Annotated in this window: 13 protein-coding genes; 4 read left to right on the forward strand and 9 right to left on the reverse strand. The window is 45.0% G+C overall.

Features of this window, described 5'->3' with window-relative positions; all coding sequences use genetic code 11:
* The first annotated feature begins 1 nt into the window (after nucleotide 1).
* Nucleotides 2-2,263 (forward strand): xanthine dehydrogenase family protein molybdopterin-binding subunit, encoded by a 2,262-nt coding sequence (locus FEM55_RS07145; protein WP_374756470.1) that lies wholly within the window; start codon nucleotides 2-4, stop codon nucleotides 2,261-2,263.
* A 119-nt stretch (nucleotides 2,264-2,382) separates the two neighbouring features.
* Here the strand turns inward: FEM55_RS07145 and FEM55_RS07150 are convergent, their stop codons facing one another.
* The 3 genes from FEM55_RS07150 to FEM55_RS07160 all read right to left on the reverse strand — a co-directional run bounded on the left by FEM55_RS07150 (nucleotide 2,383) and on the right by FEM55_RS07160 (nucleotide 4,262).
* A complete protein-coding gene (locus FEM55_RS07150) occupies nucleotides 2,383-3,159 on the reverse strand; it encodes an oxygenase MpaB family protein (RefSeq protein ID WP_138280585.1) in 777 nt (258 codons plus the stop codon).
* Between the two features lie 143 nt (nucleotides 3,160-3,302).
* On the reverse strand, nucleotides 3,303-3,767 hold the full coding sequence (locus tag FEM55_RS07155) for an NUDIX hydrolase (RefSeq protein WP_138280586.1): 465 nt from the start codon (nucleotides 3,765-3,767) through the stop codon (nucleotides 3,303-3,305).
* An 84-nt stretch (nucleotides 3,768-3,851) separates the two neighbouring features.
* Complete coding sequence (locus tag FEM55_RS07160; RefSeq protein WP_138280587.1) at nucleotides 3,852-4,262, reverse strand: DoxX family protein; 411 nt, start codon at nucleotides 4,260-4,262, stop codon at nucleotides 3,852-3,854.
* 323 nt (nucleotides 4,263-4,585) lie between these two features.
* Between FEM55_RS07160 and FEM55_RS07165 the strand changes: the two genes are divergently transcribed.
* From FEM55_RS07165 to FEM55_RS07175, 3 genes are all read left to right on the forward strand, one after another.
* Nucleotides 4,586-5,632, forward strand: coding sequence for a sensor histidine kinase (locus tag FEM55_RS07165; protein WP_229209124.1), 1,047 nt, complete (start codon nucleotides 4,586-4,588; stop codon nucleotides 5,630-5,632).
* Between the two features lie 152 nt (nucleotides 5,633-5,784).
* Complete coding sequence (locus tag FEM55_RS07170; protein WP_138280588.1) at nucleotides 5,785-6,909, forward strand: sensor histidine kinase; 1,125 nt, start codon at nucleotides 5,785-5,787, stop codon at nucleotides 6,907-6,909.
* Nucleotides 6,906-7,688 carry a LytR/AlgR family response regulator transcription factor gene (locus FEM55_RS07175; protein WP_138280589.1) on the forward strand — a complete coding sequence of 261 codons (783 nt, stop codon included), beginning with the start codon at nucleotides 6,906-6,908 and terminating at the stop codon, nucleotides 7,686-7,688. The genes FEM55_RS07170 and FEM55_RS07175 overlap by 4 nt, the downstream gene beginning before the upstream one ends.
* Nucleotides 7,689-7,695: 7 nt before the next feature.
* On the opposite strand, the gene FEM55_RS07180 is transcribed toward FEM55_RS07175, so the two are convergent.
* The 6 genes from FEM55_RS07180 to FEM55_RS07205 all read right to left on the reverse strand — a co-directional run.
* Nucleotides 7,696-8,628 carry an aldo/keto reductase gene (locus tag FEM55_RS07180; protein ID WP_138280590.1) on the reverse strand — a complete coding sequence of 311 codons (933 nt, stop codon included), beginning with the start codon at nucleotides 8,626-8,628 and terminating at the stop codon, nucleotides 7,696-7,698.
* Between the two features lie 133 nt (nucleotides 8,629-8,761).
* A complete protein-coding gene (locus FEM55_RS07185) occupies nucleotides 8,762-9,193 on the reverse strand; it encodes a hypothetical protein (protein WP_138280591.1) in 432 nt (143 codons plus the stop codon).
* 118 nt (nucleotides 9,194-9,311) lie between these two features.
* Nucleotides 9,312-9,677: a hypothetical protein gene (locus FEM55_RS07190; RefSeq protein WP_138280592.1), complete on the reverse strand. Its 366-nt coding sequence runs from the start codon at nucleotides 9,675-9,677 to the stop codon at nucleotides 9,312-9,314.
* 168 nt (nucleotides 9,678-9,845) lie between these two features.
* Entirely contained in the window at nucleotides 9,846-10,163 is a 318-nt protein-coding gene (locus FEM55_RS07195; RefSeq protein ID WP_138280593.1) for a hypothetical protein, read from the reverse strand.
* A gap of 180 nt (nucleotides 10,164-10,343) precedes the next feature.
* The gene (locus FEM55_RS07200; protein WP_138280594.1) at nucleotides 10,344-10,694 is read right to left on the reverse strand and encodes a hypothetical protein; all 351 of its coding nucleotides are present in this window, start codon (nucleotides 10,692-10,694) and stop codon (nucleotides 10,344-10,346) included.
* A 214-nt stretch (nucleotides 10,695-10,908) separates the two neighbouring features.
* On the reverse strand, nucleotides 10,909-11,428 hold a 520-nt coding region (locus tag FEM55_RS07205; protein WP_138280595.1), incomplete at its 5' end, for a RagB/SusD family nutrient uptake outer membrane protein.

Below are 11,428 nucleotides of genomic sequence, written 5' to 3' on the forward strand. Positions count from 1 at the left end.
CATGATGACTACGAAATACATAGGAAAGCCTGCCAGCCGTGTGGACGGACTGGAAAAAGTAACAGGAAAAGCAAGATACTCCGCTGATTTCAAAGTAGAAGGACTGACTTACGGCTTCATTGTTTCCAGTTCGATTGCCAAAGGAAAAATAACGAGCATTGACAGTTCCCGTGCGCTTGCGCTGGAAGGTGTTCTTCAGGTTTTTACGCATGAAAATGTTCGTAATCTGCCTTGGTTCAAGCTGAGGTATACAGATATGGATGCGCCTTCGGGAACTCCTTTCCGGCCGTTTTATGATAATACGATCCGTTTCAGCATGCAGCCTGTTGCGCTCGTAATTGCCGAAACTTTTGAACTTGCCCGTTATGCTTCCTCGCTGATCAAAGTGGAGTACGATAAAGAAACATATACAACGAGTTTATACAAAAATCTTTCAAAATCCTTTAAGGCACCAAAAGGTAAAATCGGCTACGTGCCTCCGAAATCGAGAGGAAACGCAGACGCTGCATACCAGGATGCCGCTTTTAAGATACAGGCCGAATACAAGCATTCTGCAGAGCATCATAACCCGATGGAGCTGTTTTCTACGACCGCTATCTGGGACAATGAAAAACTGACCGTGTACGATAAAACGCAGGGCGTCAGCAACTGCCAGTTTTATATCGGCAATATTTTCGGACTGGCTTACAAGGATGTCCGGATTATTTCACCTTATGTCGGCGGTGCTTTCGGTTCCGGCCTGCGTCCTCAGCATCAACTTTTCATGGCTGTTTTGGCCGCATTGGAACTGAAAAGGCCCGTTAAGGTAGGACTGACACGCCAGCAGATGTTTTCATTCGGGCACCGGCCGGCTACTTTGCAAAAACTGGCTTTGAGCGCTTCGCCGGAAGGAACACTGGAATCTGTCCGGCATGAAGCTTATTCGGAAACTTCACAGTTTGAGAACTACACCGAAGTGATTGTAAACTGGTCGGCAACGATGTATGCCTGCGAAAATGTGGAACTGAAATACGAGCTTGTAAAACTGGATACGTTTACGCCGCTGGATATGCGGGCACCCGGCGCCGTAACCGGCGTGCATGCCATGGAAAGTGCGATGGACGAACTGGCTTTTGAACTTAAAATGGACCCGCTGATTTTCCGTTTGAAAAATTATACCGATGAAGATCAGGTGAATGAAAAACCGTTTTCCAGCAAGGAACTTGTGGCGTGTTACCGTGAAGGTGCGGAGAAATTCGGATGGGCTGCACGAAATGTGGAGCCGAGATCCATGCGTGACGGGAAAAATCTGGTGGGTTGGGGTGTCGCTACAGCAGCGTGGGATGCGAATCAGATGCCGTCAAGAGCAAAAGCATTGTTATCCATTGACGGCAAGCTGGTTGTAAGCAGCGGAACTTCGGATATCGGTACGGGAACTTACACCATTATGACGCAGATTGCGGCCGAAATTCTGGGTATTGCCATTGAAAATGTAACTTTCAAGCTGGGCGATACGAACCTTCCGCTTGCGCCGCTCGAAGGCGGATCGTGGACAGCGGCGTCCGTTGGCTCCGCAGTAAAAACCGTATGTGAAGATGTGAGAAAGATTTTGCTCAAACATGCTGTAAAAACAAAAGCTTCTCCGTTCTATCAGTACGATTCAACTAAACTCCAGATAGATTCCGGTGAAATTTTTGACCCGAATGACAGTTCAAAAGGAGTTTCCGTGACGGAAATCATGCGGCTGGCGGGGGTAAACAGTATTGAAGAAACGTCGACAAGCGGACCTAATCCACTCGTTGGCAGGAAATACACCATGAATTCACATGCGGCTGTTTTCGCCGAGGTTAAGGTGGATGAAGATCTTGGAACAGTGGACGTTACGCGTGTTGTCTGCGCTGTTGCAGCCGGCAAAATCCTGAATCCCAAAACAGCCCGAAGCCAGATTCTGGGCGGTGTTGTATGGGGAATCAGCAAAGCGCTGGAAGAAGAATCCAAGCTGGATCATCAGTACGGGCGTTTTATGAACCATAATCTTTCAGAATATCATGTGCCGGTCAATAAGGACATTAACGATATCGAAGTTATTTTTGTGGAAGAAAAAGATGACGTTGTGAATCCGCTTGGCGTTAAAGGCGTAGGTGAAATCGGAATTATCGGTGTGGCCGGCGCCATTGCCAACGCGGTCTTCCACGCAACCGGCGTAAGGGTTCGCAACCTTCCGATTACGATGGACAAAGTTTTACAGATTGCCGAGGACGACAGGAACCAGGTTGCTGTTTAAAGAAGTTTATTGGGCCATTGCAGAACCTGAATACAAACCAACCTTACTTGATTCTGATGTTTTAACTCAAAATCAAATAAAAAATCCGGCTTGTTCCATTTAAGTTCTGCAATGGCTTTTCATTGCGTATGATATTGTTTGCTGGAATCAAGATCGATCACCTGCGCTTTGTACGCTTTTGGCAGGATCGCATTCCGGAGCATTTTTTCAAATCCCAGAAATCTTGCTAGTTTATATAGCGTCAGAACAGGTTTCAGCAAAGAAATTTCACCCAGTGACAGCAATCGGTTTACTCGTTGCGGAACGACCATCACCTGCACTTCTTTCAGCATGTAGTACCGGATCGTGCCGAGGTACTTTTTGTACTGCCTGTATAAATCTTTTGTGAAATCACTTTTCAGGAGGTCTTGCTGCAAATGCTCGTTCCGCATGCTATTCCATGCCGCAAAATTGTCCGGCAAACCACGAATCTGCATCCTTGATCCGACCTGATAAAATGTCCGGAAAATATCTTCTTTTTCAGAATCTGTCAGTTTGCGTTCCAGAACTTCATATGAGCGAACGGAATAATCAATCAGCATAAACAATACATCACGGTAAGCCCAGTCCGGAATCTGCGATCCGCGCTGATGTTCAACATCACGGTGAATAGCGGTTATTTTGTCAATGGCATGCAAGGCGTCATGATACTCAGAAAACACGATCAGTCTGGCGTATGCAACGGTTGAAAAAAGTCTTCCTAACGGATCTGCCGGAAGCCGTCCGGTAAAATAAAGCCAGTCTACGGCTTTGTTCAGCGCAAATTCCGCAGAAGCACCCGCAAAAATAAAAAGTATGGAATCCGCTTTGCCCCAGATTTCTCTTACAATGGAACCTTGATCTACAAAATATTTCACCTCATCATTCTTTGCCTATAAACGAAGTTTGCAGGCAAAGGATTACCCTGAAAAGACTTAAAAATTAAAAGTCAGCCTTAAAAATTCTGTTTTTATACGGAATCCCCGGTTAGTCAAGCTGCCTTAATGAAAAGAAACGGAAACTACCGATTGTTTAGCAGCAAACTTTCCAGTTCATCGATAAACGCCGCCTGCCGTTCATTGATCTTTGCCTGGGCCGCATCCAGTCCGAACCACTCTGCGCGGTCCACTTCGGGATACGTTTTGAAATTCCGGGAACCGGGCGGCCAGTTCAGTACAAATGTGTTGCTTACAACGGCATCTGCATCCAAATTTCCTTCCACCGCCCACGCCTGAATGACTTTTCCGCCTTTTTGCCTGACGGGTTGGAGCGGAATGAAATTTCCATTAATTTCAAAACCTGTTTCTTCTTGAAATTCCCTTCTGGCAGCGGCCAGCGGCTCTTCGTCCATTGTATATTCACCTTTCGGGATCGACCAGCTTCCAAGGTCTTTTTTAATAAAAAACGGCCCGCCGGGATGGATGAGCAGCACTTCTGTTTCTTTGGAAATTCGGTATAAAAGAATTCCTGCACTTTGCCTGGCCATAATTCATTTGCCGGTTTAGAATGTGAATCGCTTCAAGATACGCACATAAACCGGATGTGCCGAAACCGTTTTGTTTTCAGATGCTCAATCTTTACGGAACGGGATCAAGGAACGCAGTTTTTCATCACGAAGATAAAGTCCGGCCCAGACAAGTATACCAAAAACAAGTGCAAAATACAGCGGCTGTCCCGCACGAACCATTATGGCAATGGCGCCGCCCAGATATCCGGTGAGTAAGATAGCGCCGAGGACAGCCGTGCGCGGAATCAGGTAAAGAACGGTACTCACAAGCAAGACAATCCCGATGGCCTGCACGAATTCTGCCGGCCAGCCCAGCTGAACGGAGCCTTCCATGGAACGGGGATCTTTGATTGCTTTCATAAGCGCATCCAAAAGTAAAAACACGATGCACAACCCACTGATGATTTTTCCGGCAAGGTGCACTTTGTTAAGCGGTTTTTTGGTCAAAGCCGGCTGCGAAATACTGGTTTCCATAATGCGTCTGGTTAAAAATGGACGATTGATTCCATTTCAAATTTAAGACCGATATTCCGGTTAAACGATGTGCAAAACGGGCAATTGAAGGGGGTAATTGCGACAGATAACGTTCACCGGATTTCAGCGATAATGCCGGTTTTATACTTTGCGCAACAAATCTGCGTCGGGTTTTAAGCAAACGTACTTTTACAACTCGCCATGCATTTTACACAGTTCGGACCGCTATTTCTCCACATCGCACATATTCAATCAGTAAGAAAAACACAGTTGCTTATTTTTAGTTGTACCGACTGCATTTTCTATTCGACCTGTCCCGATTTATGAGGCCGACTTTTTTTTCCAGATACGAATGGTGGTATCATCTTGCCATGATGCCGGTATTGTTTGCTGTTGGAAATCATTACTTTATCGGACCGGAATATTTCAGGGATGTTAAGATATTTCTGATTGCAACGGCGCTGGTTTTTGTGCTTTACTGGCTTTCAATTATAACGCTGACGCTGGCAATCCGGTGGATTATTGCCAAATTTCCCGATGTAAAACATACCCGGAAACGCCTGATTGTCATGCTCGTGGTGGTAGGCGGCATGACGGTTTTTCTGGCCGCATTTGATGTCTGGGCGTACAGCATTACGCCGGGTCTGCATGTGCGGTTCAGCTGGGAAGCATTATGGCCGATTCTGATACTGGGCGGCTTTTTTGATCTGTTTCTCTGCGCGGCACTCGGACTTTTTTACACGTTTGAAAAATGGAAACAGAACCAGACAGAAACCGAGAAACTCGAACGGCTTGCCCTGCAGCACCAGTTCAATACGCTGAAAGGGCATGTTAACCCGCATTTTCTTTTTAACAGCCTCAACACGCTTTCATCGCTGATCAGTGAAGACACGGAAAATGCAGAAGCTTTTGTGGAAGATCTTTCCAAAATTTACCGTTACATGCTGCAGGCCGCAAAATCCGACCTGGTCATGCTGCGTTCGGAACTGGACTTTTTAATTGTTTATACCCGCTCGCTGAAAACCCGTTACGGCGAAAGCCTGAAAATCGATTTTCCGACAGATTATTCCGGTCCTGATTTCCAGATTCCGCCGCTTACCCTTCAGACTTTGGTCGACAATGCAGTCAGGTACAACCGAATGAGTTTATCCAAACCGCTGGAAATCAAAATCGGAATAATCACCGGTTCAGAAATCGTAGTCCGGAATAACCTTCAGAGAAAAACACGTATTCTGGAAACGCATCCGTCGGGATTGTCCGACCTGATCGAAAAGTACAGGCTGGCAAGCAGCAAGTGCGTTCAGGTAGAAGAAACCGGGAAGTACTTTACCGTTACGCTTCCGCTGCTTAAGGAAAAAACCCTTTCCTGAATTTCAGATCTGAAAATGCGCTGTTTACAGTTCAGGATCTATTTTCGGCAATTGGGACAGGATGTAATCGGAGGATTTCAGCAAGACTTTTAAATTTGTCATGTTCAATTTGAACAATATAGTCTGACACACCGATAGCTGAAATGGGCCGTATGACAAAATTATTTCTTTACGCTTCTTTTGAAAAACCCAGCTTAAACGGCCGCTGGTCATATATCCTGACCATGCCGGTGTTTCTGCTGTTTTTCAGTTATCTTCTTGTCGGCAGCGCCTATTTCAGTAATTTGAAAACGTTTATCGGAGCCACCGCACTGAACGGACTGATACTTACTACAACCTTTTTTATTCAGAATCACGTTGCCGAAATTATTACAAAGCGCTATGCCGGACTTCATCTTACTTTGAAAAGGATCAGCATTTCCATTATGACACACGCTTTTCTTTCTGCCGTTTTCCTGCTGATCATAGCCGGAATTTATGTTAAATACCGTTTTTTCGGCTCCGAAATTACATACGGCATTCTGTTGAATATTTATCTGATCAACCTGGGCGCCATTATTCTGGTGACTGGAATCCGGGAAACTTTTTATTCGCTCGATCACTGGAAACATCACGAAGTAAACAAGGAAAGACTGCGCAAGGAAAATGTGCAGGGACAATTGCAAAGTCTGAAGGCGCAGGTCAGTCCGCATTTTTTGTTCAACAGTCTGAATTCTTTATCAACGCTGATTTCCGAAGAACCTGAAAAGGCCGAACAGTTTGTGGAACAGATGGCCAAAGTATACCGCTATCTTCTTCAGACCAATCAAAATTCGGATACAGAAGGAAATTCGGACGAACTGACCACATTGGAAAATGAACTGATCTTTATCGAATCGTATTATCATCTGTTAAAAACCAGGTATGGCGAAGGAATGCATCTTGCAATGGATACGGACGAGAAATTCAGATTGTACAGGCTGCCTCCGCTTACTTTACAGCTTTTGGTAGAAAACGCAGTGAAACATAACGTAATCCGTGCAAGCCGTCCGCTGACCGTACACATCGAAATCATGGCAGGCGGATTATTGAGAGTCCGGAATAACTTACAGAAAAAATCCGTTTCCAGTGCTTTAAACAAAATGGAATCCACGCAAGTCGGTTTGTCAAATATTCAGGCCAAGTACCTTTTGCTGAGTGAAAGCAATGCCGGGATTCCTGAACCGGTTATTGAAAACGGACCTGATGATTTTACAGTTACATTACCCTTGATCCCTCCCATTACAGCCACGATATGAATGCATTGATTGTTGAAGATGAAGAACTGTCTGTACGCAGACTACGGAAACTATTGAGTGAAGTGGCTCCGCTGCTTGCGATTGCCGGCGTGACGGACAGCATTGAAGAAACGGTGGAATGGCTGGAAAAAAACCGGGCAGCCAGCAAGCCGGACCCGGATCTGATTTTTCTGGATATAGAACTTTCCGACGGGCAAAGTTTTGAAATCTTCAACAGAACCCGGATTTTCAGTACCGTTGTATTTACAACATCGTACGACGAATACGCACTTCAGGCATTCAAGGTCAACAGCATTGATTATTTGTTAAAACCTGTTCACCGTGACGACCTGCAGCGAAGTCTTCATAAATATGAAAACCTGAAAATGCAATCTGTTCCGGATCCGGTTGCGGGAATCCGAAAACTACTGAAAGAATTTCAGAAAACCGTTGCAGCGGATTACAGACATCGGTTTCTGGTCAAACAAGGACAAAGGCTGCTTTCCGTAGAAGTAAGCGAAATCGCCTATTTTTTTCTGGACGACCGATACAGTTTTTTCGTCACGCATCATAATCAGAAACTGCTTGTGGATTACACCATTGACGAGCTGGAAGAAATGCTTGATCCCGGCCGGTTTTTCCGTGTTAACCGCGGAATGATCGTAACCCACCATGCTGTGGATAAAATGGATCCTTATTTCGGAAGCCGCCTGTCATTGCTGTTAAAACCGGTTCTAGGCAAAGAAGCCATTGTCAGTCGTGAAAAAGTAGCCGATTTCAAGCTATGGATGGGTAAATGAATGATCACTAAACCCTTTCCAGCCATTCCAGCATTTTCTTCCTGCCGTTTTCATCTGGCAGTTTCCCAAGACCTGCACCAAGATTATCCGTTAAATGCTTCACATCGGAAGTGCCCGGAATGATGCAGGTTACGGCCTGATTGCTCAATAGATATTTCAGGAAATACTGTGCCCAGCTGCTGATGTCGTACTCTTTTGCCCAGTCTGGGAGCTGCTTTCCTTTTACCGCTCGGAATAATGCGCCCTGATCAAACGGTTCATTGACAATGACCGCCACACCGCTGTCCTTTGCTGCACTCAACAGGCTTTTTTCAGCATTTCGGGAACGGATGGAATAATTGAACTGGACAAAGTCAATTCCTGCTGTTTTTACAATCTGTTCAAGGCGGGCATGCGCTGAATCGGTATAATGTGTTACGCCGATATATCTTATTTTGCCTTCTTCTTTCCAGTCTTTCAGCGTTTTCAGATGTGTCTGCCAATCCTGCAGGTTATGTACCTGCATCAGATCCATTTTCTTACGGCCCATTTTGCGGAGAGAATCATTCATCTGCGTAATACCCTCCTGCTTTCCGGTTGTCCATACTTTGGTAGCCATGAAAAAACGGTCGTTCAGCTTCAATTCAGTGCTCAGATCGCCGATAACCTGTTCCGACCTGCCGTACATCGGCGAAGAATCGATCATTTTACCACCCAGTTTCTCCATTTCCTGTAATACCGCTTTCAGCGGTGTTCTTTCAGCCGCGTTGGTTCCTACGTCAAATTGCTGCCAGGAACCCAGGCCGACAGCCGGCATTTTTTCACCTGTAGCCGGAATTGATCTTTGTAATATCATTTTTCCACTGGTTTCAGCAACGGACATAACCGGCTGCAGCAATGCCGCGCCGCCAAGCATTCCCATCCTTTTTAAAACTTCCCGTCTGGACACATTACACTTCATTATACCTGATATAAATGATCAAAAGGTTTTGTTCAGCCAATTTACACAAGAATGACAAAAATTAAGCTTCTCAGAAATGAAAAAGGAGTCGGACTATTGCCCGGCTCCTCCAGATGAACCTTAAAATCAACTGTTACTTCTTCACAATGCTCAGACTCACTTTGTAATCATCCAGTTTTGGAGATTGCCTTGTTACCGGATACGGAAGCACTTCGCTCACCTTTAATTCGTAAGTCTGTCCGTCCAGGGTAAAAGTCTGGCTGCTTTCTTTGCTGTTACCGGTGAAATTCACCTTTACATCCGTCTGGCTTTTGGCATTCGATACAATAAATTTCATTTGCGCGCTTCCCATGGTGATGCAAACGACATTGGCAGGACAACGGCTGTCTGCAATTTCCTGAAGATCCACTTTCAGCTCTTCACCGGAAGCCGGTACCGTAGTAAGCTGCCGATAAGGGACAATGCTTGTCTTGACTGATTCTGTCTGCGGATTAACGTTCTGCTGTTTTTCATGGCAAGCCATTGCAGCTACCCAGATTAAAGAAAATAAAATGACTTTTTTCATGGTAAATGATTAATAAGGATTTACCAAAAGAACCATAAATCATATTAAAGGTTGGAATACTTCTATAAATTGTCTTTTAAGAAAACTCATTTCAATTTTGACTTTTACTTAAATCATTTTACTCAATCACAAACGGCAGTTCATATTCTCTTGCAATCGGTTTCGAGCTTCTTGTTTTGACAATCACTTTGGCTTTCAAGGGATCACCGAGAACCAGATAATGCTTTGCATACTGGTCATCGTAATGAATCCATGACTTGTCCTCGATCAGATGTTCCGTAAGTCCCAGCTTACCGGCTTTATATGCCCATTGCTCTACAATATTGGGTTCGAAGGTGATAATATATCCCATACACCTGACCTGAATTCCGGGAACGCCGCTGTTTCCAAGCTCGGTTCCTGCTTCCACCGTCACGTTAATGGAAGAATTGTCTTCAAGATCTTTAACCAGCCATTCATCAATTACCGTAGTTACATTTGCCATGAGTTGTATTTTGCATTTAACAGCCTTCAAGTTAAGATCGTTTGGCAGCTTTTCTATTCGGCAACTATCCGGCGGCAGGAATGGAATATCCATCGGTAAAAGCAAGGTATTTATAAAGCAAAACAGCCGGAAAAAGTCCGGCTGTTTTTAAATTATGCTATGCGAATATTATCCTACGTTATTTCCTTCTTTGTCCAGTTTCACCCGTGCACTTTCACTTCCTTTGGATACCTGAAGCTCATAATATTGCTTGTTGTTTTCCTCTGTTACCAGAAAAGCCTTTTTAACGGTCCAGCCGGTAAATTCTTCGCTCTTGATCGTTTTCTTGATTCCTTCCGGCAGGTTTTCCGGCTTTACAGGCACTTTTTCTTCTTTAACTGTCACTGAAACAGTAGTTTTACCATCATTCATCAATGGTGCGGAAGCCTGAACCGAGGCGAAAGAGATAAGTGTGAAGGCCATTGCCGATACTATTAGCTTTTTCATAATCCGTATTCTTTTAGTAAATGTTAAAACCTTTGTTTTGATACTTTTACATCAAACAGGATTATGCCAAAAATCTTAATTTATTGATTATTAATTAATTATATCATTTACTTTTTAAACAGCTTGATTATTATATCCCCGTTTTGTGGAAACTATCCATAAAAGCGGACCCGGGTTCATTCAGTTCAGCACATTTCCGTTGGCATCCACTTTCATGCGTGTCCGTTCATCTGCTTTGCGGACGACTAGTTCATAATACTGCGAATTATCTTCATTTGTAACCAGAAAAGCCTCAATGATCGTCCATCCGGCATACGATTTGTCGTTGAGCGTATTCCGGACTTTTTCAGGCAGATCGTCGACATTCACTTCCACCCTTCCCTGAAATGCACAGACTGAAATCTGTGTTTTGAGAGTACCGGAAATAACGGTTTTATGCTTTTTTAAAATGGGTTCGGAATGTACCGGAAAACTCAGGCATGCCATCAGAGACAACCCGGTCGTCGCTTTTATAATCAGATTCTTTTTCATTGGATTACCGTTTAAACAGTTTGGAAACAAGGACTCGAATGCGTTGTAACAATGCGCTTTGCACACCGTTTACCGGGTTCAAGCTGCTGAAATTACTTTATCCAAAAGCATGCCGCATTCTAAGATCACCTGCTGTATTTTCGGGTTCCACCAAATAAAACAAGCCGTTCCTGAGGCAGGAACGGCTTGTTATGTAATTACAATAGAATATCAACTATTTATCGTAACCGGGATTTTGCACGAGCTGTGCATTTCGGTTGATCTCGTCACGGCTGAACGGACGGAAGTACATCTTGTCGATCCAGGTCCGGTTCTCATGCGCTTTTTCCTCCACCGGCGTGTAAGTATAGTCATACACGGTCGGATCGTAGCGGTAGGGTTCCTTCATCGACTTGCCCGCCTTGAACTTGCCCAGTACGGTAATGTAGGTCAATGGTCTTCCCAAAGTTTCCTTGGCGATCATCCAGCGGCGTGCATCATGGTAACGCTGCTCTTCATAGGCCATCTCGATTCTTTTCTCATGACGGTACGCTTCTTTCAGCGCAGCACCGGTGACTTTCAAAGCCGGCATCCCCGAGCGGAACCGGATCCGGTTCAGCCACAGCAGCGCCTCCGCATCCTGGCCCAGCTCGATGCTGGCCTCCACGTAGTTGAACACCGCTTCGGTCACACGGAAGAACGGCCAGGGAATATTCTGACGGTCTGTGTTGTCGACCAGATCCGGGTTCGGGTCT

It is taken from the genome of Dyadobacter sediminis (assembly GCF_005860765.1).
Taxonomy (GTDB): Bacteria; Bacteroidota; Bacteroidia; order Cytophagales; family Spirosomataceae; genus Dyadobacter; species Dyadobacter sediminis.